The sequence below is a fragment of the Formivibrio citricus genome, assembly GCF_900115065.1.
Lineage (GTDB): Bacteria > Pseudomonadota > Gammaproteobacteria > Burkholderiales > Chitinibacteraceae > Formivibrio > Formivibrio citricus.
Map to the genome: position 1 here is coordinate 43,382 of NZ_FOVE01000012.1, position 22,846 is coordinate 66,227.

Sequence of the window (22,846 nt, forward strand, 5' to 3'; positions counted from 1 at the left end):
ATGAACACCGGTTCCTGCGCGGCTCTTCACCCCGCTGACGGCGTCCGCGACAGATCGTGAACGAGTTCTGATAGGCGGTGGGCAGGGTTGATAATGAGACCCGCTCTCAGTTTTGATTGCGGCAGGGGCTGCGGGCAGCCACAATGGAAATCCGATCCATTGTTTACATCACGCGGAGATATCCTAATGGCTTCTGTTACCCTTGCAGGCAATCCTGTCAATCTCAATGGTTCCTTCCCCTCGGTTGGGGCGCATGCCAAGCCGTTTTCGCTCGTTGCCAAGGATTTGAGCAATGTGTCGCTTGCCAGCCTGGCTGGCAAGAGGAAAGTGCTGAACATTTTCCCGAGCGTCGATACCGATGTGTGCGCTGCCTCCGTGCGCCGCTTCAATCAGGAAGCCTCAGGTCTCGCCAATACCGTGGTTCTATGCATCTCGGCTGATTTGCCTTTTGCCCAAGCCCGTTTCTGTGGAGCTGAGGGCTTGGACAATGTCGTGACGCTTTCCACCATGCGTGGTCGTGAATTCCTGGCCGATTACGGCGTGGAGATCGCCAGCGGTCCCTTGGTTGGCATTGCCGCACGTGCGGTTGTCGTGCTTGATGAGCAGGACAAAGTCATTCACGCCGAGCTGGTGCCGGAAATTTCCCATGAACCGGATTATGCGGCGGCCCTGAAGGTGCTGGGCAAGTAATCGCCTTCTTCCCTGTTTTACAGCAGCCCCGGAAACGAACCCTGTTTTGTGTTCGTTTCCGGGGCTGTTTGCTTCCTGGCAATGGCCGGTCTAGTGTGACTCTATAAGAACCTGCTTACGACCTTGCTGTGAAGCCGTGTCGGGACTGAGGTGTTGCTCTTCACCCCGCTGATAGTCTCTCGCGACGGATCGTGCGCAGGTTCAAGTCCACAGAGAGGAGCCCCCCATGCCTGCCGTGCAAAACATCCGTACCCTTGCGTTTCTTGGTCATGCCGGAGCCGGCAAGACCACCCTGGTCGAAAGCCTTCTGGCTCTGTCCGGGGCGATCAATCAGGCCGGTTCCGTCGAGAAGGGCACGACGGTCTGCGATTACGACCCGCTCGAAAAAGAACATCAACACACGGCCAAGCTCGCCGCGGCTTACCTCGATCACGGCGACGTTCGCATCCACTTGCTGGATACCCCCGGCTTCCCCGATTTCGCTGGCCAGGCCATGGCCGCGCTCGATGCGGTGGAAACGGTCGCCGCAGTCATCAACCCGCAGAACGACATTGAAATCAGTGCCCGGCGCGCGATGCTCTGGGCGCAGACGCGCAAGCTTTGCCGCGTGGTGGTGGTCAACCGTATCGATTGCGAACGTCTCGAACTCGAACAACTCCTGAGTGACTTGCAGTCCGCATTCGGCCGCGAGTGTCTGCCGCTGAACCTGCCGGCTGCCGGCGGGACAAAAGTCGTCGACTGTTTCTTCAATCTCGATGGCGAGGCTACGGATTTCGGTAGCGTCGAGGCCGCGCACAATGCGATCGTCGAGCAGATCGTCGAAGTGGACGAGGCACTGACCGAGCGCTACCTCAACGGCGAGGAAGTCGCCCCGGAGGAGCTGCATGACGCCTTCGAGCAGGCGCTGCGAGAAGGGCATCTGCTGCCGGTGCTCTTCACCTCGGCGCGTACCGGCGCCGGCTTGCCGCAACTGCTGGATTTCATCGCCAGACTGGCGCCCAACCCGCTGGAAGGCAACCCGCCGCTGTTCGAAAAATGGCCCGGCGGCGATGCCGAGGCGGCCGAACCCTTCAATGCAAGCCACGACCCCGCCGAGCACGTGATTGCCCACGTGTTCAAGGTCGAGGTCGATCCCTATATGGGCAAGATCGGCACCGTGCGCGTATTGCAGGGTACGCTCACACCGGATTCGCTGCTCTACGCGGGAGAGGCGCGCAAGCCGTTCCGCGTGGCGCATCTCTATAGCGTGCAGGGCAAGACGCTCACCGCCATCCAGAGCGCGGGGCCGGGCGAAATCTGCGCAATTACCAAGATCGACGACATCCATTTCGATGCCGTGTTGCACGATGCGCCGGAAGATTCCGTGCTGCATTTTCACCCGCTGCCGCTGCCGCATGCGGTCTACGGTCTGGCGCTGCGCGTGAAGCGTCGCGGCGAAGAGCAGAAGCTTTCCGAAGTGCTGCACCGCATGGCGCTCGAAGACCCGGGGCTGGAAGTGGAAAGCGATCCGACCACGCGCGAGATCGTGATCCGCGGCTTGGGCGAACTGCATCTGGGCCGGGTGCTGGAGCGCATGCGTGCGCAGTACAAGCTCGAAGTCGACAGCCACCCGCCGTCCATCCCCTACCGCGAAACCATTACCGCGCCCGCCGAGGGGCATCATCGTCACAAGAAGCAGAGCGGCGGCGCGGGGCAGTTCGGCGAGGTCTATCTGCGCATTGCACCACTGGCGCGCGGCGAAGGCTTCCGCTTCAAGGATGCGGTCAAGGGCGGCACGATCCCCGGTGTATTCATCCCCGCCGTGGAGAAAGGCGTGCGCGAAGCGCTGGCGAGCGGGGCCATCGCCGGCTTTCCGATACAGGATGTAGAAGTGACGGTCTACGACGGCAAAACCCATGCGGTCGATGGCAAGGAAGTCGCGTTCGTGACGGCGGGCCGCAAGGCGTTCGTCGAGGCGATGCTGAGTGCGAGTCCGGTGGTGCTGGAGCCGTATGTGAACCTGGAAATCACCGTGCCGGACTTTGCGATGGGCGACGTTTCCGGCGAATTGTCTTCGCGCCGCGGCCAGGTCACCAACACGGGCGGCGGACGGGCCGGTATGCTCTCGATCAGCGCACGCGCGCCGCTCGCCGAGCTCTCCGATTTCCAGACCCGCCTCAAGTCGCTGACCGGAGGGCAGGGCAGTTACACGCTGGAACTGGCGGAATACGAGGAAGTGCCGCCGCAGGTGCAAACCCAGTTGAGCGCAGCGTTCCGCCCGCACGTGGATGAACAGTAGTTATTTCTGCGTTTTCCCCAAGGCCGTTTAGCCGCTTGCCAGGCTTGCGGCCTTTTTTCATTGTGCGTAATAAAATAAAGGGTAGACTCTTCGGTCAATCCCAATGGGGCGGATGTTCATATGCAAAAATTTGTTCTGCTGCTTTTGCTGGCATTGTCCTCAAGCTTTGGCGTGGCAGGGTCTCCTCGAGTGGTGTGTGCGGACATTGCTCCATACTGTTTTGTGTCTGATGGTGTTCCTCAAGGCTTTGCTTATGAAGTGGGGAAAGAAATCGTGCAGCGGCTGGGTTATGAAACGAAAATCGAAATCATGCCGTTGGCGCGGGCGCTGCATACGGTGCAGACCGAAGACAATGTGATTTCCCTGTGGGTTGGGCGAACCCCGGACAGGGAACGAACGGTGCAGTGGGTTTCGTTGCTGTTCACTGATGGCTTCTATGTGTACACCCTTAAAGGCAAGCCGGACGGGTCTACTTTGGAAAAAGCCCGCTTGCTCAAGGTGTTGGGCGCCAACATTGCAGCCGCCAATACTCAAGCGGCCCGAAAACACGGGTTGAATTCAATCGAGGCCATATCCTCGAATGACAACAACGGGCGAAAATTGTTGGCGGAAAGAATCGATGGCTGGGTGACGACGCAATCGGCCGCTGAATATTTCATCAATCGACACGCGATTGACCCATCCCTGCTGATTCGTGGCGTAATGCTGGATGATTATTTGGCATATGTAGCGGCATCGTTGGGTCTGGAGGCTACAGAAGTCAATCGGTGGCGTAATGCGCTTCAAGCCATGAAGCGCGATGGAAGTTTGGCCCGCTTGAAAACAAAATATCGAATCCGCCAGTAGTCAGTTACCCTGGTTTGCGTGACTGACTGCCAAATGCTTTATGAAATGCTTTTTGATGATGTGTGAATTGAAAGGAAACAAATGAGCTGGGATCCTGCGCAATACCTCAAATTCGGCAACCAGCGGCTGCGGCCGGCGCTTGACCTGCTGGCGCAGATTCCGCTCGAATCGCCCGCCACGGTGGTCGATCTGGGCTGCGGGGCCGGCAACGTGACGTGTTTCATTGCCGAACGCTGGCCACAGGCGCATGTCATCGGCGTGGACAATTCGGCAGCCATGCTGGCCAAGGCGCACGCTACCCTGCCGCAGGCGGATTGGGTGGAATCGGGTATTGCCGACTGGCAACCGGAGCAGCCGGTCGACCTGATCTATTCGAATGCAGCGCTGCACTGGCTGCCCGGCCATGAAACATTGTTCTCCCGGCTGATGGGATTCCTGAAACCGGGCGGGGTGCTGGCCGTGCAGATGCCGCGTAATTTCGCCGCGCCTTCGCATACCTCGATCGACGCGGCGCTCGATGCCCTTGAATTGCCCGCTGCGGTGCGGGCCGGCATCGATGCCAACAAGCTCAACAGCCCGGTTGCCGAACCGGAACAGTACTACGACTGGATCAAGCCGCTCGCCGCCAGCGTCGACATGTGGGAAACGCTGTATTCCCACGTGCTGAATGGCGAGAATGCCGTGGCCGAATGGGTCAAGGGTACGGCGTTGATCCCGGTGCTGAACGGACTGCTGGCGGCGGAAGATGCGGGGCAGATCGCGCCGGGGATGCGCGAGCGCTTCTGGGTGGACTACTGCGCCCGGACCAATGCCGCCTATCCGCGTCGCCCCGACGGTACGACGCTATTCCCCTTCCGGCGGTTGTTCTTCATCGCGATTCGCCAGGCTTGAGCATCTGCCCGATACGGGGGTCGAGCGAGGCCATGAAAGTCTCGACGGCCTCGGTATAGGCGCCGGGCAGGCCAAGGTCGCTATTGATTGCGCCGTGTGTCATTGCCTGAGGCAGCACTTCCACACGTACACCAAGAGGGCGCGCATGCTCGGCAAACTGCCGGGCTTGTGTGCAGGGCGCATCCGTGCGCTGGCTGGAACAGACCAGCAGCATGGGTGTCGCGGTTTTTGCGAGTTGATGCAGCGGCGAGGCGGCTTGCCAGTAGGCCGCATCCTGGCCGAATGCCCGATCATAGAGGCGCGGATGCTTGCCTTGCATGGTCTGCACGATGTCCATGGCGGCGGTATCGAGCGAGACGGTGCCCAACCAGCGCCGGGCGCCCATTTTTAGTGCCAGCCCCGGATTGGCTGTCAGCAAATCCACCAGATGCGCGCCGGCGGAATGGCCCATCAGGATAAAGCGGTTCGGGTCGGCGCCCCAGCCAACGGCTTGGGCCTGAGCCTTGGCTAGCGCTTGCGCGACATCGCTGGCCTGCTGCAGCGGATCGGCTTGGGGCAGCAGGCGGTAGTTCACTGAAATGAAAACAAAGCCGCGTGCGACCCAGCGCTGGACCTTGTTCTGGATAACGCGGGACATGGCCTTGTCGCCGATGCGCCATCCGCCGCCATGTGCCATGAAAATGACCGGCGCATTTTTCGCGCGGGCCGGCAGGTAGACATCCATGCGCTGCTTGGGATCGGCTCCGTAGGCTACGTCGCGCAACAGGCGCGCGCCTTGTGGCAAGGATTGAGCCGATGTGGTGTTTCTTCCCCGCTCAGCTTGCCGCTCGCCGCGATGCGCCTCAATGGCATCGCGGAGCGGGCCGGAGCTGGCCGTCTGGCTCAAGGCAAGCAGGATCGTCCAAGTGGCCAGACGGCTCATGGTGTCATTCGAACGGTTGGGCTATGACCAACCAATGCGATGGCCGGCCCGGTTTCGCAATTACCGATCATCGTCATGCCCGCGCCGATCTGGCCGGCGCCTCTCATCCTGTCCGGAACGGTATTTCCCGTCCCTGTCGGCACGGGGCTGGTTTTCATTTTCCTGCCGCTGGGGGGCGGCAACGGGAGTTTGCCGGCTGTCCCGTTCCACCCTCGCGGGCCGGGAGTCGTGCCTGATGGCTGGCGCGCTTTCGTAACGCGGCGGGGCGTTATGCTCTACGCGCGGTTTTACAGGAGCCGGAACATGCTGCGGCTGGGGGCGAGGCTGAGGTTGGGGCCGCGTATCGCGTTCCCAGCGTCCGCCGTGCGGGCGCCAATGGTCGCCGCTGCGCTCCCAGCGATGCGGAACATAAATGTAACCATGGCGCGGCGCTTCCCAGCGCCCCGGAACCCAGACGTGGCGCGTGCCGACCCAGTTCCAGTAGCCGCCAATCCAGATGTAACCGACTACCGGCGGCGGTCCGGGATATTCGACGCGCAACGGTGGCGGCGCGACTCGAACTGTCTCGACATAGTAGGGTTCCCCGCCCGTGGTGACCACGCATCCGCCCAGGAGTGCCGATGTTGCTACGAGTGTGGCCAGCAAGATTCTTTTCTTCATGATGCAGTCCTTCCCTCTCGGAAGATGACAATCGTATCTGCAGTATAGATACAGATGTCCGGATGTCCGGTGAAATAAGCCAATCTCGGATTGGGTGCGCCAATGCCGGTTTAGCATGCTACGTTGAAATGACAGGCTGCTTCCGGCTTGGCCAACCTGCATTGCGTAGCCCGGAGATTTTTCAGGATGGAATCAGACAACCCGACTTACAACACGCTGTACAACTACACCAAATCCTTGTCTGTCGCGCTGGGCTATCGGGATTTGATGACGCGGCTGCATTCGGAGAGGGTGCGCGATATTGCCCTGGAGCTGGGAATGCAATGCGGCCTGAACAAACAGGAACTGCTGATTCTGAGAATCAGCGCATCTTTTCATGACGTTGGAAAAATCGGCATCCCGGACAGTATCCTGCTGAAACCGACTCAGCTTGACGATGCCGAGTGGGAAATCATGAAGCGGCATGCGGAAATCGGCGAGCAAATCATGAAGTCGACCGAGCTTGAAGGTTCAGGGCAGGCAGCGCTGGAAATTCGTCACCATCACGAACGCTACGACGGGCATGGCTACCCGGACAGCCTTGCCGGCGAGGCCATCCCGATCGGCTCCCGCATCATTTCCATTGCCGACAGCTACGATGCCATGGCGGTGACACGGTCCTATCACCGAGCCAGGGCACACGCGGAAATCATGGATGTTCTGCATGCCGAAAACGGGGGCAAGCATGATCCGGAGCTCATGCGTGTTTTTGGCGGAATCATCGAAAAAAGCCGGCTCAAAGCGGCTTGCTGATCCAAGTGAAGTTTGAATGGCATGCCTGGCATAGCCCGGTATCCAGCAATAAAGCCGTCTCGAAGCACTCGACCCCGGCCTGAACCGGGTGGGCGAGTTCAAACAAGATCAGGGCTTGGGAAACAACTCATTCAGTTGGTTGTCGATCTGGTTGAGCCGTTTGTCGTCGGAGCAAAGGGAACGGGCATGCTGCAGGGTCTGTCGGGTCTCGTTCAGCAATGCTTCGTTGGCTCCTTGCTGCTTCATGCAGGAAATCGCGATCTGGGCGAAGTTGAGCAACACGCGCAGATTGGATGGCAGCAGCTTCTTGGCGTTGCGCATGGATTCGACGGCTTCTTCCAGTTTCCCGGCCTGGGCCAGCAGTGCCCCGGCGTTCATCAATTCCAGTGCTTCCTGGCGCGATAGCGCCACGAGTTGCGCGCCTTCTTCGTGCATGCCGGCCTGGTCGAAAATTTCCCCGACCTGGTTTGCCAGCTTGCGATCTTCGTGGTTGTTCATGACGAGTTTGTGCAGCAGTTCCGTCGCGGATTCCTTGTTGCCCGTATTGAGCAACAGCTCGGCGGCCTCAAGCCCGGCGGCGCCTTCGGGAATGGCGCCGGAAGTGGCCAGCAGGGCATCGAGTGCCTTGGCGGCTTCCCTGGCTTTGGCAGGCTGGTTGTTCTGCAGGTAGACCATGCCTTCCATTGCCTTGGCGCGCACCGTAATCTGTTCGCCATCGAAGTGTTTCTGCATGCTGCCCAGCGTTTTCAGCGCCTCTTCCGGTTGCTGCTTGTTGCTGCACACGCGCGCCAGCCCCACGTAGGCATCCGCGGTTTTCATGATCGAATGCTCGCCGACCGCCATGCTTTTGCGGAAGGCTTTCTCGGCAGCATCCAGATTCCCGAGTTTCAGCGCCAGTTCGCCCAGATCCTTCTGCCTTTGCGGCGAATTGGGCGAGAGCTGTACGGCCCGTTGCAATACCTGCTCGGCGGCTTCCAGTTCTTCAAGCTGTTGCAGGGTCTTGGCGAGCCAGTCATAAGCCTCGATGTTGGCGCGGTTTTCGTTGATGACTTGCTGCAGCAGATCGCGCGCGGCGACATAATCGCCCTGCATGAACAGGACTCTGCCCAAACCGACCTTGGCCCAGGGCTGATCGCGTTCGGCCAGTACCGCCTCAAGAAGCTGCCTGGCCTCGGCCAGTTCGCCGATGGCCAGCAGGAACTGGTATTTCAGGCGCTGCAATTCTGGGGCATTCAGCCTGTCCGTTGCCATTTGTTGGTCGCACAGCGCGATGGCGCGGGAATAGTCTTTTTTCCCCAGCGCGTTGTTGATGTCGATGAAGGTGCGTTTGCGCGCCCAGATCTTGGTCAGCCGGTTTTGCAGCAGGGCTGTCGTCAACGGTTTGATCAGGTAGCTGTCCGGCAGGTATTCCAGTGCGCCCATCACCGTTTCCAGCGATTTTTCCGCCGTGATCATGATCCAGGCGCAGGCCGGACCGACCCACTGGCGGAATTTGGCTTCCTCCAGCAATTGCTGGCCGTTCTTGCCCGGTCCGAGGTTGAAATCGCACAGCACGACGTCGTATTTGCTGGAAGACAGCAGCTTGATCGCATCCTGGCTGCTGCCGGCAGAGTCGATACGGGTGGCACCGCATTCGCGCAGCATGTCGCGCAACATGCGCTGCATGCCGTGGAAATCGTCGATTATCAGGAATCTGCGCTGGGAAAAATCAGAGAAAGTGTCTTGCAATCCGGCCATGGCGTTTGTGTTCCTGTGAATTTTTTCAGGGCTTGTTCATGGTCTTGCTGCGAGGCTCGCTCGCTACTGACTTTGAACCGGTTCTCAGGGGAGTTGCAGGATGCAGCAGCCGCCACCGTAGCAACCACCGTTTTCCAGGCGCAACCGTCCGTGGAGTCCCTTGTTCCTGTGCATTGCCGCAACCGTGCGGCCAAAATACAGGCCGAGCCCGGTGCTGCCGCTGCCGAAGCTGATGCCGCGTTGCTCCGATTCGATCGCCTGCAGCATGCTTGCAGGATAGCCGGCACCGTTGTCCTCGACGCGGATTTCCAGCATGTCGCCGACTTGGGCTGCGGACAGCCGGATTCGATCCCTCGTGTACTGGCTGGCATTGTTGATGGCCTGACCGATCACGCCGTTCACCAATTCTTCGTCGAAATACCAGATCAGATCGTCAGGGCAGCTTGTTTCCAGTTCGATCAGGCGCGAAGCCAGGAGCGGGCGGCATTGAGCTTCCATTTCATGCACGAAATCGTTGAGCAGGAACGGTTGGGGATCGAAGGGGTAGAGGTGGTTGCCAACCTTGTAGAGTGCAAGCAACTGGATCAGGTTGTGGTTGACCCGCTTGGTTTCATACAGCATCTGCGACAGGTCTTCGTAGCCGGGAAAGCTGTCCGGCGTGAGTTCGCCCAGAAAGTGCTCCATCCGGTTGCTGAGCAAGCTGAGCGAATTCTTCATGTCATGCACGGATGAAGCCAGAAAAAACGACATGTCCGGCAGGGAGTCTTTTTCTTCCATGACATCTTCCCGTTTGTTGGTCGAAGGGAAAACTGCTATGCGCCAATCTTGCCGGCGGCGTCTAAAACCATTTCTTGCTAATGGGCATTCGCCCTGAAACGAGCGAATTTTAGCATTTTCTTAAATACTATTTGTTATTGTTTTTATTGCTGGGACGGTTGGCACCAAATTGATTTTTAGGCGATCTCTATGATCGCAGCACGGTTTTCTGCCGGACAGGATGGTAAAGATACCATTACGCAGCCGGGACCTTGCTGCACAATTCCGTGCATGCAATTCACCGCCCGGAGCGTTATTCCATGAACATCCTCATCGTGCTGGCTCATCCGAAAACCGGCAGTTTCAACCATGCCCTGGCCAACAGCATTCGCGATGTGCTTCAAGCGCGTGGCGACCAAGTGACGCTACGCGACCTGTACGCGGAAAATTTCGATCCGGTGATGACGCCCGAAGAGCTGGAGCGCGACAACGTGGCGCCGCCCGTGATCCGCGAACATGCCGATGCCGTGCTGGCGGCCGACGGCATCGTGATCGTGCATCCGAACTGGCGCAGCCAGCCGCCGGCCATTCTCAAAGGGTGGATCGACCGGGTGCTGCGGGCCGGGGAGGCTTTCCGCTTCGTAGTGGATGAAAACGGCAAGGGGAAGGTTGTCGGCATGCTCAAGGCGCGCGCTGCACTGGTGATCAATACCTCCAATACGCCGGAAGAGGTCGAACGCGCGGTTTATGGCGATCCGCTGGAAACGTTGTGGAAAAACTGCACCTGGAGTTTCTGCGGTATTCCGAAGGTGGAGCGGCGCAATTTCAACCCGGTGATCGTCAGTACGCCGGAAACCCGCCAGGCTTGGCTGGAAGAGGCTGCCACCCTGGCGCTGGAAGCTTTTGTCTAAGAACCTGTTCACGCTCTTGCTGCGAAGCCGTGATCGGGGCTCATGCGCTGCTCAAAATCCTCATGTACTACTTGTACACTCCGGTTTTTGCGCTGCTCTTCACCCCGCTGACGTCTTCTCGCGACAGAGCGTGAACAGGTTCTAAAGCCAATGAACAACGCCCCTCGCGAAGAGGGGCGTTGTTGCGATTGTCGGTCATGGAACAAAGGCAGTATTCAGGTCAGAAAACGGATCAATACTTCGGGATGCCAATCCCAGCCAGCGAAAGCGGCGACGGTAAATGCCAGACCGCATGTGCCGGTGCCGGCGGAGGTCAGCAACATCCAGCGCTGGCGCGTGATGGCAGTGATACCGGCCAGGGCGATGGCGATGGATAACAATGCCTCGGCCAGATCGAGCTGGTCGTCGCGGATGTTGAGTTCCTCTGCTTTGCGCTCATGGCCGCGCGCAGCTTCTTGCAGGCCGGCCGCTTCCTTCGTGTAGCGGGCCACTTCCTTTTCCAGCGTGGCAATGGAACCACGGGTGTGCCCGGTCTGGGGCAGCGATTTCAGCAACAGGATATTGTTTTCTGCCAAGTGCAACTTGAGTTTCTTGGCCTGGTATTCATTCCAGGTGTCCACTGCCTGGATCTTGGATTGCTGGATGCTCTGGACGATGTTGTCATCCTTGATCTTGCCGAATGCCATGACGACGGACAGCAACAGCACGACCAGACCCACCATGTTGTTGAGGCGGGTTTCCTGCTGCTCATTGGCCGGGGTATTTTCCATTTCGCAATCCTCCTGACTTTCTCAATAGTGCGGCGGGATTTCCTGCGCGGGTGTACCGCGCGCGGGTAATTCGATGGTCTGGAGGTACTGGCACAGCGCCCGCAATTCCTGCTGCAACGCGATGATCTGCTTCTGCTGGGTGGCCACGGTGCGGTTGAGTTCGTCGAGCAGGTCGTCCTGCAGCGCTTGCCTGATTTCGAGTTCGGTGAGACGCGATTCCATGTGATTTTTCCCGGTCTGTATTGCGATGTCTGCCAAACCCGCAGTTTACTTGGCTTTGCATTTTCCTCTGTAGGAATTTTCCTACATCGTCATTCCTTCTCGCCTACATGAAAATCCGCCGTTGCTGATACCGGTTGCTTACGGGGCGGCCGATCATGGAACCCATGTTGCGGAGATCGATCCGCAGGCCAGAGAGGAATGCACCATGACTAGCCAGACTTTAGCCAAAGCCCCGTCGTTCAGCTTCCGCAGCATGTTCATGCGCGATGCCGAGCCGGGACTGAAGACTTCGGGCAACGAAGAATCGTTGTCTCCCGATGCGCCCGCAGCGGATTCGGATACGCTGGTCAGCTTCCGCCAAGTGCAGAAAAGCTACGACGGCGATTCGCTCGTGGTCAAGAACCTCAATCTGGAAATCCGCCGCGGCGAATTCCTCACCATGCTCGGGCCGTCCGGTTCGGGCAAGACCACCAGCCTGATGATGCTGGCCGGTTTCGAAGTGCCGACCTCGGGCGAGATCCGCCTCGACGGCAAGCTGCTCAACAACGTGCCGCCGCACAAGCGCAACATCGGCATGGTATTCCAGAACTACGCGCTGTTCCCGCACCTGACCATTTTCGAGAACGTGGCTTTCCCGCTCAAGGTGCGCAACGAAGGTTTTCGCGAGATTCGCTACCAGGTCGACAAGGCGCTGGAGATGGTGCAACTGGACAAGTTCGCCCAGCGCTATCCGGCGCAGCTCTCCGGCGGCCAGCAGCAGCGCGTGGCGCTGGCTCGCGCGCTGGTGTTCAAGCCGCAACTGGTGCTGATGGACGAACCGCTGGGCGCGCTCGACAAGCAATTGCGCGAACACATGCAGATGGAAATCAAGCACATCCACCAGCAACTGGGCGTGACCGTGGTGTACGTGACGCACGACCAGAGCGAAGCGCTGACGATGTCCGACCGCGTGGCGGTATTCAACAACGGCATCATCCAGCAGATCGACAAGCCCGAGGTGCTCTACGAGCGCCCGGCCAATTCCTTCGTCGCCAACTTCATCGGCGAGAACAACCGCCTCACCGGCAAGCTGCTGAGTCGCGACGGCGAGCAGTGCGTGGTCGAGATGCCGTACGGCGAGAAGGTGATCGCCAGTGCCATCAACGTCGGCGAGATCGGCGATCCGGTTTCGCTCTCGATCCGCCCCGAGCGCGTGGTGCTCAACGATGCCGCGCTTTCGGTGCAAAACCGCTTCAACGGGCAGATTCGCGAGTTCATCTACCTTGGAGACCATGTGCGCATCCGTATGGAAGTCTGCGGCACGCACGATTTCATCATCAAGATGCCTACCAGCCAGTTTGACAGCCGCTTGCGTGAGGGGGATGTCGTGCCGCTGGGTTGGGCGGCGGAATACGCTCACGCGCTCGATCCTGTTTGAACCATTGCTGCGAAGGCGCATGACTGCGTCGCGCGGTGCTCGGAATCCTCATGTGCCCATCCGCACATTCCGGTTCCTGCGCTCCGGGCTCCTTGTCCTGCACCTTCTCGCTGCTGGTTCTCTGTTTTAAATGCTTTGCCATTGCTGCGAAGGCGCATGACGAGGTCTTTCGCTGCTGGCCCCTAGTTGCAAATGCTGTGCCATTAAAACTCTACAAAGGAAACCTGCCATGAAACGTTTTGACATGAAACCGCTCGTTGCCGCACTGATCTGCCTGTCGCCGCTGTCCGCCTTCGCCAAGGATCTCACCGTGATTTCCTTCGGCGGCGCCAACAAGGATGCCCAGGTCAAGGCTTTCTACGAGCCGTACAAGAAGACCACCGGCAACAAGCTGATCACCAGCGAATACAACGGCGAAATGGCCAAGATCAAGGCCATGGTGAAAGCCAGGAACGTCGACTGGGATGTGGTTGAAGTCGAAACCCCGGAACTGATCCGCGGCTGTGAAGAAGGGCTGTTCGAGAAACTCGACTGGAGCAAGATCGGCAACAAGAAGGATTTCGTTCCGGCGGCCGTCAGCAACTGCGGCGTCGGTTTCTTTGTCTGGTCCACGGCGCTGGCCTACAACTCGGCCAAGCTCAAGGGCACGCCGACCGGCTGGAAGGATTTCTGGGACGTCAAGAAATTCCCCGGCAAGCGCGGCCTGCGCAAGGGCGCGAAGTACACGCTGGAATTCGCCCTCATGGCCGATGGCGTGAAGCCGGGTGATGTCTACAAGGTGCTGGCCACCAAGGCCGGTGTGGATCGCGCCTTCAAGAAGCTCGACCAGCTCAAGCCGCATATCCAGTGGTGGGAAGCCGGCGCACAGCCGCCGCAATTCCTGGCCTCCGGCGACGTGGTCATGAGCTCGGCCTACAACGGCCGGATCGCCAACGCCCAGAAGGACGGCAACAAGAGCCTGAAGATCGTCTGGACCGGCAACATCTACGACGTGGATTCCTGGGCCATCGTCAAGGGTTCCAAGAACAAGGATGCCGCGCACAAGTTCATCGCTTTCACCAGCAAGCCGGAAAACCAGAAGGTCTACTCGCAGAACATCGCCTACGGCCCGACCAACACCAAGGCCATCGGCATGCTCGATGCCAAGGTGGCCTCCCAGTTGCCGACCGCACCGGCCAACCTGAAGGATGCGCTGGCGATCAACGTGCAGTTCTGGGTGGATAACGGCGAAGAACTTGAACAACGCTTCAACGCCTGGGCCGCCAAGTAATAGCGCCCATTCATTAGGCGGCTGCGCCTTCGCATCTTGCAGTCGGGCGGTGCTCGGAATCCTCATGTACTCGCGTGTACATTCCGGTTCCTGTGCTCCGTCCTCCTGCAACCTGCTTTGGCTCGCTCGCCTACTGAACGGGCGCCAGCTGGGTACGGCCTGGCTCATTAACACCCTTCACCTATTTTTGGCGGAAGACCATCATGACCGACACGACTCTTTCTGCGCCACCCTTGCTGACGGTGGATGGCACCCCCCTGAAAACCCGGCTGCGCCACATCGAGCGCCTGAACCAGTTCAAATCGCTGCTGCTGATCCTGCCGTTGATCGCGTTCCTGGTGCTGACCTTCCTGGCCCCGATTGCCGCCATGCTGGTGCGCAGCGTGGACAACCCGGAAGTCGCGCCCGTGCTGCCGAAGACGGTGGCCGCCATCCAGCAGTGGAACAAGAAATCCCTGCCCGGCGAGGAAGCTTATGCGGCGCTCGCCAGCGATCTCACCGCGGCCAAGGAAGACCCGAGCCAACTGGCCGAAGCCGCCAAGCGGCTCAACATGGAGATCCCCGGTTTCCGCTCGCTGGTGCAGAAGACCGCGCGCAATCTGCCCATGGAAACCGAGCCGGAATCGTACAAGACGGCGCTGGTCGAACTCGACGAGCGCTGGGGCGACCCGGCCTACTGGCATGCGATTGAACGCAATGCTTCGACCAGCACACCGTTCTATCTCCTGTCCTCGCTCGACATGAGCGTCAACGACGAAGGCGAGATCGCCAAGGCCGAGCCGGACAAGGCCATCTATCTCGAAGTCTTTGCCCGCACCTTCTGGATCAGCGCGGTGGTGACCGTGGTCTGCCTGTTCCTCGGCTTTCCGCTCGCCTACCTGCTGGCGACCTTGCCGACCCGCCAGAGCAACCTCTTGATGATCCTGGTGTTGCTGCCGTTCTGGACTTCCGTGCTGGTGCGGGTGGCAGCGTGGATCGTGCTGCTGCAGTCGGGCGGCTTGATCAATGGCGCGCTGGAAACGGTCGGGCTGATCGACGAGCCGCTGGAACTGGTCTTCAACCGTACCGGCGTCTACATCTCGATGGTCCACATCCTGCTGCCGTACATGATCCTGCCGATCTACAGCGTGATGAAGGGCATCTCCCCAAGCTATATGCGCGCCGCCATCTCGCTCGGTTGCCACCCGATCCGCAGCTTCTGGAAAGTATATTTCCCGCAATGCATCGCCGGTGTCGCTGCCGGGGCCTTGCTGGTGTTCATCCTCTGCATCGGTTACTACATCACGCCAGCGCTACTGGGTGGCCCGAAGGACCAGATGGTGAGCTACTTCGTGGCGTTCTACACCAACACCACGATCAACTGGGGCATGGCCACGGCACTGGGCGCGCTGCTCTTGCTGGCTACCGTGGTGCTGTACGCGATCTATAACCGCCTCGTAGGCGCCAACAACCTGAAACTCGGCTAAGGGGAAAATCATGCCAGTCTACGCAACCCTGATCGAACGCATCTGGTTCTATGCTTTCCGCGTGCTTTGCGGCGCCGTGCTGCTGTTCCTGATCCTGCCGATCCTCGTGATCATTCCGCTGTCCTTCAATGAAGGATCGCTGCTGGTGTATCCGCTGACCGGCTTCTCGCTGCAGTGGTACCGCGAATTCTTCCTGGCGCCGGAATGGACGATGGCGCTGAAGAACAGCATCATCGTCGCGCCGGGGGCCACCGTGATCGCCATGACGCTGGGCACGCTGGCTTCGATCGGCCTGACGCGCGCCGATTTTCCCTTCAAATCGACGCTCATGAGCATCCTGATCTCGCCCATGGTCGTGCCGATCGTGATCGTCGGCGTGTCGAGCTACCTGTTCTTCGCGCCGCTGGGCTGGACCAACAGCTATCTGACGCTGATCGCCGTGCATGCAGCGCTGGGCGTGCCGTTCGTGATCATCACGGTCTCGGCCACGCTGCAGGGCTACAACAAGAACCTGAGCCGTGCAGCTGCGAGCTTGGGGGCTGACCCGATTACCACCTTCTTCAAGGTGACGCTGCCGCTGATCGCCTCGGGCGTGACCTCCGGCGGGCTGTTCGCTTTTGCCACGTCGTTCGACGAAGTGGTCGTCACCCTGTTCCTTGCCGGCCCGGAACAGACCACGCTGCCGCGCCAGATGTTCGGTGGCATCCGTGAAAACATCAGCCCGGCCATTGCCGCGGCGGCCACGATCCTGATCGTGTTCTCGGTGGTGATGCTGTTGACGCTGGAGTATTTGCGCGGCAAGGCGGAGAAACTACGTACCAGTGTGCCGGAGTAGGTTGCAGACGGGATAACAAGCGCGTTCCGTCGCAGGAAAACACCCCGCCGTATTTCAGTACGGCGGGGTGTTTTTCTTCCAAACGTAGGGTGCGCCGTGCGCACCGTGAACAGCATTTTTCTTGATCAGCACCGTATGCAGCACGCTCTGCCCTGGAAGGCGCCGAGAAGCACAGCAAGGCGCGGGAATTCGGCGAGCACTGTCTGAGGCCGCAGGCCGAGTTGCGCAGCCGCCGCGTCTTGCGAGCATCGCAGGGAACCCCGCAGGGGCGCCGGAGCGGGCTCGCCTAGGGGTGAAGGGGATTTGGCGAGAGAGACAAATCCCTTTCCCGTTTGCCGGGCGGAACCTGCCATAAATCCTGCGCCGCAGGCGCGTAAAAATTCTTAAGCACGTAGGTGCGCCGTACGCACCGTTCATCCCGGTTATTCTCCCGCGAAAGCGAAAGAACCCCGCCCCTGCGATTTGGCCGCATACATGGCCGCGTCCGACGACATGAGCAGCCTGGTTTCGTCGCCGGCATGCACCGGATAGAGCGAGATACCGATACTGGCGCTGGATTCGATGTTCCGCCCCTCCAGGAAAAAGGGCGGCTCGAAAATGGCGATGATCTTGCGGGCGATGTTTTCCGCGCTCTTGCGGCTGGAGAGATTGGGAAGGAGGATTGCAAACTCGTCCCCTGAAAGCCGGGCGACCGTATCTGATTCGCGTACGCATTTTTTCAGGCGCAGCGCCACTTCCTGCAGCAACAGATCGCCGGCATGGTGCCCCAGTGTATCGTTGACGTACTTGAAGTTGTCGAGATCGATGAAGAGCAGGGCGACCAGCTTCCTGTTGCGCCGCGCGTGCGCGAGCTCCAGTTCAAGGCGCTTTGAGAGCAGTACGCGATTGGGCAGGTTGGTCAGGGCGTCGTGGTGCGCCATGCGGTCGAGAATTTCCAGTTGCTCGCGGATCTCGGTCAGGTCCGTATAGGTATTGATATGCCAGAGCGGCTCACCCTCGCTGGTCGTGACCTGTGCAGAATCCAGCAGGACCGGAATGAGTTTGCCGCACTTGGCGCGGCGCAAAGCCTCTCCTTTGCAGAATTTGTGAAGACAGACGCGTTCATGCACCTGCTTGGGAGAAAGCTTGCTTCGAGCGTTTCCATCCGCCAGGATTTCCGTCGATTGGCCGATGATTTCATCGGGCCGGTAGCCGAAAAGATTGCAGAAGGCCGAATTGGTGTAGCGGAAGCGGTTTTCCCCGTCTACCAGGGCAATGGCCTTGTTGCTTTGCTTGAGTGCCTCGCTCATCACGCGCAACAACCCCTCCCTTTCTTTTTGTTCGGTGATGTCGATCAGGGTCGAGATTGCGCCGGTTACTTCGCCGGATTGGGAAAACAGCGGTGCATTTTGTCCGAGAATCCAGCGCACGCTACCGTTGCGGTGTATTCGCCGGTATTCCAGACGGCAGGGGTGCCCTTTCATGTTCTTTTCCATGCCGTCGAGCATGTTGCTGCGGTCGTCTGGATGGATGCTGTCAAACCATCCCATGCCCCGGACCTCTTCGAAGGTTCGCCCGGCAATGGCTTCATAGGTCGGATTGACGAAGATGCATTCCCCCTCAGCATTGCTTTCGATGACGCCCACCGGTGTCGCTTTCAACAGCGCTTCGAAGTGTTGCTTGCTGGCAAACAGTGCTTGCTCGGCTTCCTTGCGGCTGGTGATGTCCCGTCCTTCGGCCAGCAGGTAGTGGGGCTTGCCTGCTGCATGGCAAACGGGGCGCAGGTGGAATTCAACGTGCACAATCGTGCCGTCGTTTTTCAAATGCGTGGCCTCGAAGGTGTCGCTCAGACCTGCCTGGCAGCGCAGGAGGGCTGTCTTCAGCCGGGATCGTTGGGCCGGGTCATGGCTCCACCATGGCGTCTGTTCGAGCGGCTGGCCGATCACCTGTTCCGGCTTGGCGTCGATGATCTGCAGTGCGGCTGCGTTGGCTTCGAGCACGACCCCGTTGTTGTCCAGCAGACCGAGAAAAACCTGCGTGCTGTCCAGAATGGCTTTGCGTCGGGCCTCGGATTCACTCAGGGCCGCGGCGTCGGCGCTCATGCGCGCATGCAGGTCGCGAATGTGTTTCGCTTCCAGCAGCGTTTCAATTTCGCTGGCACCGATGATGCCGACCATCCGGCCGTCGTCGTCTGTCACGACCAGATGGGAAACGCCGAAACTGAGCATGGCCCGGAACGCATCGGGCAATGACGTATGGATGGGGATGCTCTGGATGGGCGGGATCGATATCTCGGCCACCGTGGTTTTTTCCGGGTCTGGATGCCGGAACTGCAGACGCATCAGGTCATCGGGAGAAAGCAGGCCGAGCGGGTGTTCCTGATCCACGACGATCACGCAATCGTTCTGCTCGTCGGAAAGGATTCGAGCCGTTTCTGCCAGCGTTGTTGCCGGAGAAACGGTCGGGATGTCGGGGCGCACGAATGCCCCCAGTTTTTGCAGCGGGGAGAGCAGGCTCGCGCCGAGCAGGCGGCACAGATCGCGCTCGCTGAGCGCTACCGGATTCTGTGCCATGCCGTCCGTGACGATCAGATGGCTGGCGGATTGTTCGGACAACTGGTTGTAGGCTTCGCGCCAATCGCTGTCACCGCATACGCATGTCACGGGAGTGTGCATCAAGTCGCGAACGGGGGTGAGCGGGGAGAGACCGCGCGCCCAGGCGAGCAATGCATCGCGTTCCGACAACACCCCAACGGGAACACCCTCGTCCAGAACAAGGGCCGTATTGGCATGAAGACGCAGCAGATTTTCGGTCAGAAAAGCCAGTACGTCGCCGGGGGCTATGTGGATTGCTTTTCGGGTAGATCGTTTAGCCAGCTCGGATATGCGCATGACTTCCCCTTGTACCTGCTCCTTTGGGTCAAGCAGGTCCGCGTTTGTTTTTTGCCGGCGGACTGGGTTCCCCAGTTTCTGCGGGCGATATTTTTATAACAACGGGGGTGGGGTTGTTTGACGTCTGCGGCGGGGATTGGGGCGCAAACCTTGGGTTAATTTACTTGAAGATTAAATATCTTTGCAAGGGGGTGTTGTCTGGCACCTGCTTAGGTTGACTAATTGCAATTGGTGACGATTTCCTGAGCGACTTCGTTGACCTTGCGGCGCTGGTTGCGTGCCTTGGCGCGCAAGTATTCGAACGCCTTGTCTTCGCTCACCCCCAACCGTTCCCGCAATACGCCGATGGCGACCGCGATATTGCGGCTGCTTTGCAGGGCGGTTTCAAGATGGAGGTTCTTCTCCCGCAGGCGCTGCATCGATGTGCCTTGCGCCAGGGCCATTTCGATGGCCGGGATGATCTGTCCGACTTTCAAGGGCTTGACGAGATAAGTCGCCGCGCCCAGCTTCTTGGCGGATTCCAGGAGATCGGAATCGTCATAGGCGGTCAAAAAGATCAGCGGGATATCGGCGATGGCCAGAATTCTTTTCGCCAGTGCAATGCCATCGAGTCCGGGCATACGAATGTCCAGCAGGGCAATGTCGCAGGTGTCTTGCTGGAAAATGGCCCACGCCGCCTCACCGTCGTCGGCGCAAATCACTTCGTAGCCAGCGGCCCTGAGCCCTTCGGCAAGCGTGTACTGGATGATGCGTTCATCCTCTGCCAGGAGGATTTTCGTTTTCTTTTCGGTCATGAATCGGTTATTTTATTACTGGATTGGTAATCGTTAGGTCAGCAATTGTTTTATTGCCACGGGCGATTATATCCAGTTTTGCACCTTTTCTGGGCAGCAATGCATGTGCCAGCTCCAGCCCGGTTCCATGGACGATCGGGGTTGATCCCGAGCGCTCGTTTTCGATACGGATGGCAATGGCATTTTGTCCGCCTCGGACAAAAAATTCGATGCTCCCCTGCTCGCGTCGACAATGCTTGATGGCGTTGGCAAGCAATTCGTTGATGATGAGTGCCAGCGGGGCGCTTTCCTCTTCCGCCAGGAAAAAATCGCGGGCCATGTCGATTCGCAGATCCAGCAGTACTTGGGGAGCCTCAGCATGCAGCCTGCGTTTGGCGAGAACCAGAATCTCCGACAACAGAAGATTCAGTGAGCAGCGGTTTTCTGTCTGGCCAGCCTGCAGCCCGTGAACGGAGGCGATGCATTCCAGTTGGGCGATCACTTCTTCGACGATCGTTCCCAATGCCGGGTTCTGGTTCGCATAAGGCCCCAGCCTTCTCAGCAGCAGCCCGACTGTTTGCTGGATATTGTTCTTGATCCGGTGGTTGACCTCGCGCACCAGCGCGCTGCGTTGCTCCATGATGCGCTGGTTTTGTTGCTGCTCGGCCTTCTTTTGATCGGAAATGTCCTCGATGATTGCCGCGATGTATTTTGTTTCCGAATTGTCGTCACAAATTTTGGCCGCCGTCAGTTTGGCCCAAAGCGTGCTACCGTTTTTGCGGCAATAGCGTTTTTCCAGATGGTATTCCCTGAGCGTCGTGCCCAAGAGTTTTTGGGAAAAATACTCGCCGGCCTCCCGATCGGCCGGGTGTGAAAGCTCCTGAAACGTCTTGCCCAGCAACTCGTCTTCGGAATAACCCAGCATGTTGCAAAAAGCGGCATTGACCCGGATCAGGTGGCAATCGCTGTCCGCAATTGCAAACCCCAATGGAGAGTGGTCGAACAGCAAACGCAGCAGCGCCTCGTTCTCCTGAACCTGGTCCAGCGCCGTATGCAATGCCTGCGTGCGAGCCTGTACCTTGCGCTCGAGTTTCTCATTATGGAGCCGGACCCTGTCGATAAGATGGCTGAAGGTGGTTGGGCCATCCAGTTCAAGCTGCCGCGCAGCCTTTTTATGATGCGGACGGAAAACAAGATTTTTGATGAAACGGATCATTTGTCATGAGGCCGGTGGTTTTGCCGTAGCATTTTACCCGAGTGGTGATCATGCAGTGGCGAGCGCAGGTTTATACCCAATAGGTGCCGTGCCATAATTGCAGACATGCGCCGACGCCCCAATTCCTGCCGCCGGCAAATCAGGAAATCCCATTCGCAACACAATAGGGGGCAGGGGTGCCAATAGCCGTTCCACAAGTCAATCCGCATTATCTTGACCGCATGATCGACAAGGGGCAGTCATGTGACATCGAAGCGGGCGAGGATATCTTCAGTGCCAGCGGCATCAAGTTGGTGGCAAAAGGGGTGCGCATTTCGGACGCAGTGCGGGAGCGCTTGCTGGTTCACAAATTGCGCAAGCCGCTCGAAAAATGCGTGGCTGTCCGCTGTGGCGTGAACCACAACTATCTGCTGACCCAGGCTGAAATATTGCTTGATGAATGCGCCGAGCTGCGTGCCTTGCTGGATAGCCGTACTTTGTTGAACCAGATTGCAGCCATTCCGCTGAATGCCGTGCTCAACGGGTTTTTATCGCTGGCCGACAACGAAGAGCAGATATTCCAGCATGGTTTGCTGGTAGCGCTGACCGCAGTAGGCTTGGGGCATAAATTGCAATGCCCCGACGATGAGCTGAAAACCATTGCCACGGCAGCCTTGATGCATGATTTGGGCGAGCTTTACATCGATCCCCGTTTCCTCGATAGAAAAAGACCATTGTCTCCCAAGGAGTGGCGGCATGTCTCTGTTCACCCGGTGATCGGTAGCAAGCTGGCGCGCGAGTTGTGCGGCATGAGTCAAGCCGTGAGCCGGGCCATTCTGGAACACCATGAGCGAGGCGATGGTTGTGGCTATCCGCGAGGGTTGCCGCTGGCGCAGCTGTCCTGGCCTGGCCACATCATTGGCGCGGCGGAGACTATCGCATCCATGGCGCGTCTTTTTGATCATCCCCTGGAGCGTGCTGAACTGGCCCTGCGATTGATCCCCGGCGAGTTTGACCGGCGGATCATATCCGCGGTGCGTGAAACGACAGCTCCGGCGGGCAGGAAAGAACGTCATCCAGCTGCGGCGATGGTCGATGAAACGGCCTGTCAGATGTATGAAAGGGTTTCGACCGCATTCGAGCTTCTGGAGAGTGCGCAGGACGATCTGGATCAATTACCGAAATCTACTCAGTCGCTGATCGGGCGTGTTGCCATGCGTTTTGGCCTGATCAAGCGCATTTTTTGCAGCACGGGCCTGGATCATCCTCTGGAAGACTTTCAATGCGGGAGTCTTTCCGAAGAGGAAGATGAACTGCTGATGCACGAGATCAATCTGATCCTGCACGAAATCCAGTGGCGTCTGGGTGAGCTGGCGCGGGATGTGTCCTGCCGCGCGAGTCAGTTGGCGGGCGTGGACAAATCTGTTTTTGATCATCTTTTATCCATTTTGAGTGGTGATGATCAGGGAAAACCCGTAGGCGCTGCGGATCAGGCAATATAATCTGGATACGCATCGGGTATGAGCGAACAAGAGAGGCTTTCTT

General features: G+C 58.9%; 20 protein-coding genes. 11 read left to right on the forward strand and 9 right to left on the reverse strand.

What is annotated here, in order from left to right; genetic code table 11:
* Window positions 1–186 precede the first annotated feature (186 nt).
* The 4 genes from tpx (at window position 187) to BMZ36_RS08935 (ending at window position 4,705) form a co-directional block, all read left to right on the forward strand.
* Complete coding sequence (gene tpx / locus BMZ36_RS08920; protein WP_091194805.1) at window positions 187–690, forward strand: thiol peroxidase; 504 nt, start codon at window positions 187–189, stop codon at window positions 688–690.
* A 226-nt stretch (window positions 691–916) separates the two neighbouring features.
* Entirely contained in the window at window positions 917–2,968 is a 2,052-nt protein-coding gene (gene fusA, locus BMZ36_RS08925; protein ID WP_091194808.1) for an elongation factor G, read from the forward strand.
* A 120-nt stretch (window positions 2,969–3,088) separates the two neighbouring features.
* Window positions 3,089–3,814 (forward strand): substrate-binding periplasmic protein, encoded by a 726-nt coding sequence (locus BMZ36_RS08930; RefSeq protein ID WP_091194812.1) that lies wholly within the window; start codon window positions 3,089–3,091, stop codon window positions 3,812–3,814.
* A gap of 81 nt (window positions 3,815–3,895) precedes the next feature.
* Window positions 3,896–4,705 carry a methyltransferase domain-containing protein gene (locus tag BMZ36_RS08935; RefSeq protein ID WP_091194816.1) on the forward strand — a complete coding sequence of 270 codons (810 nt, stop codon included), beginning with the start codon at window positions 3,896–3,898 and terminating at the stop codon, window positions 4,703–4,705.
* Here BMZ36_RS08935 and BMZ36_RS08940 read toward each other — a convergent pair.
* Together BMZ36_RS08940 and BMZ36_RS08945 are read right to left on the reverse strand one after the other, a co-directional pair.
* Window positions 4,683–5,627, reverse strand: coding sequence for an alpha/beta hydrolase (locus BMZ36_RS08940; RefSeq protein WP_091194819.1), 945 nt, complete (start codon window positions 5,625–5,627; stop codon window positions 4,683–4,685). The genes BMZ36_RS08935 and BMZ36_RS08940 overlap by 23 nt on opposite strands.
* A gap of 60 nt (window positions 5,628–5,687) precedes the next feature.
* Window positions 5,688–6,287 (reverse strand): YXWGXW repeat-containing protein, encoded by a 600-nt coding sequence (locus BMZ36_RS08945; protein WP_091194822.1) that lies wholly within the window; start codon window positions 6,285–6,287, stop codon window positions 5,688–5,690.
* A gap of 186 nt (window positions 6,288–6,473) precedes the next feature.
* Between BMZ36_RS08945 and BMZ36_RS08950 the strand changes: the two genes are divergently transcribed.
* Window positions 6,474–7,079: an HD-GYP domain-containing protein gene (locus BMZ36_RS08950; protein ID WP_091194825.1), complete on the forward strand. Its 606-nt coding sequence runs from the start codon at window positions 6,474–6,476 to the stop codon at window positions 7,077–7,079.
* Window positions 7,080–7,187: 108 nt separating this feature from the next.
* On the opposite strand, the gene BMZ36_RS08955 is transcribed toward BMZ36_RS08950, so the two are convergent.
* Together BMZ36_RS08955 and BMZ36_RS08960 are read right to left on the reverse strand one after the other, a co-directional pair.
* A complete protein-coding gene (locus BMZ36_RS08955) occupies window positions 7,188–8,816 on the reverse strand; it encodes a tetratricopeptide repeat-containing response regulator (RefSeq protein ID WP_091194828.1) in 1,629 nt (542 codons plus the stop codon).
* A gap of 84 nt (window positions 8,817–8,900) precedes the next feature.
* Window positions 8,901–9,593 carry a sensor histidine kinase gene (locus BMZ36_RS08960; RefSeq protein WP_091194830.1) on the reverse strand — a complete coding sequence of 231 codons (693 nt, stop codon included), beginning with the start codon at window positions 9,591–9,593 and terminating at the stop codon, window positions 8,901–8,903.
* Window positions 9,594–9,892: 299 nt separating this feature from the next.
* Here BMZ36_RS08960 and BMZ36_RS08965 point away from each other — a divergent pair, with 299 nt between their 5' ends.
* Window positions 9,893–10,483 (forward strand): NAD(P)H-dependent oxidoreductase, encoded by a 591-nt coding sequence (locus BMZ36_RS08965; protein WP_091194833.1) that lies wholly within the window; start codon window positions 9,893–9,895, stop codon window positions 10,481–10,483.
* A 215-nt stretch (window positions 10,484–10,698) separates the two neighbouring features.
* Here the strand turns inward: BMZ36_RS08965 and BMZ36_RS08970 are convergent, their stop codons facing one another.
* Window positions 10,699–11,253, reverse strand: coding sequence for a DUF4337 domain-containing protein (locus BMZ36_RS08970; RefSeq protein ID WP_091194836.1), 555 nt, complete (start codon window positions 11,251–11,253; stop codon window positions 10,699–10,701).
* Between the two features lie 21 nt (window positions 11,254–11,274).
* Complete coding sequence (locus tag BMZ36_RS08975; protein ID WP_091194839.1) at window positions 11,275–11,475, reverse strand: SlyX family protein; 201 nt, start codon at window positions 11,473–11,475, stop codon at window positions 11,275–11,277.
* A 205-nt stretch (window positions 11,476–11,680) separates the two neighbouring features.
* On the opposite strand from BMZ36_RS08975, the gene BMZ36_RS08980 reads away from it, so the two are divergent.
* From BMZ36_RS08980 to BMZ36_RS08995, 4 genes are all read left to right on the forward strand, one after another.
* The gene (locus BMZ36_RS08980) at window positions 11,681–12,892 is read left to right on the forward strand and encodes an ABC transporter ATP-binding protein (RefSeq protein ID WP_245747859.1); all 1,212 of its coding nucleotides are present in this window, start codon (window positions 11,681–11,683) and stop codon (window positions 12,890–12,892) included.
* A 229-nt stretch (window positions 12,893–13,121) separates the two neighbouring features.
* On the forward strand, window positions 13,122–14,162 hold the full coding sequence (locus BMZ36_RS08985; protein WP_091194842.1) for an ABC transporter substrate-binding protein: 1,041 nt from the start codon (window positions 13,122–13,124) through the stop codon (window positions 14,160–14,162).
* A gap of 203 nt (window positions 14,163–14,365) precedes the next feature.
* Complete coding sequence (locus BMZ36_RS08990) at window positions 14,366–15,628, forward strand: ABC transporter permease (RefSeq protein WP_091194845.1); 1,263 nt, start codon at window positions 14,366–14,368, stop codon at window positions 15,626–15,628.
* Between the two features lie 10 nt (window positions 15,629–15,638).
* Complete coding sequence (locus tag BMZ36_RS08995; protein WP_245747861.1) at window positions 15,639–16,463, forward strand: ABC transporter permease; 825 nt, start codon at window positions 15,639–15,641, stop codon at window positions 16,461–16,463.
* A gap of 422 nt (window positions 16,464–16,885) precedes the next feature.
* Here the strand turns inward: BMZ36_RS08995 and BMZ36_RS09000 are convergent, their stop codons facing one another.
* The 3 genes from BMZ36_RS09000 to BMZ36_RS09010 all read right to left on the reverse strand — a co-directional run bounded on the left by BMZ36_RS09000 (window position 16,886) and on the right by BMZ36_RS09010 (window position 21,322).
* On the reverse strand, window positions 16,886–19,333 hold the full coding sequence (locus BMZ36_RS09000; RefSeq protein ID WP_091194854.1) for a PAS domain S-box protein: 2,448 nt from the start codon (window positions 19,331–19,333) through the stop codon (window positions 16,886–16,888).
* A 218-nt stretch (window positions 19,334–19,551) separates the two neighbouring features.
* Window positions 19,552–20,127, reverse strand: coding sequence for an ANTAR domain-containing response regulator (locus BMZ36_RS09005; RefSeq protein ID WP_091194859.1), 576 nt, complete (start codon window positions 20,125–20,127; stop codon window positions 19,552–19,554).
* 7 nt (window positions 20,128–20,134) lie between these two features.
* Window positions 20,135–21,322, reverse strand: a complete 1,188-nt coding sequence (locus tag BMZ36_RS09010) for a PAS domain S-box protein (protein ID WP_091194862.1) — start codon at window positions 21,320–21,322, stop codon at window positions 20,135–20,137.
* A 221-nt stretch (window positions 21,323–21,543) separates the two neighbouring features.
* Here BMZ36_RS09010 and BMZ36_RS09015 point away from each other — a divergent pair, with 221 nt between their 5' ends.
* Complete coding sequence (locus BMZ36_RS09015; RefSeq protein ID WP_091194865.1) at window positions 21,544–22,803, forward strand: HD-GYP domain-containing protein; 1,260 nt, start codon at window positions 21,544–21,546, stop codon at window positions 22,801–22,803.
* Window positions 22,804–22,846: the final 43 nt, after the last annotated feature.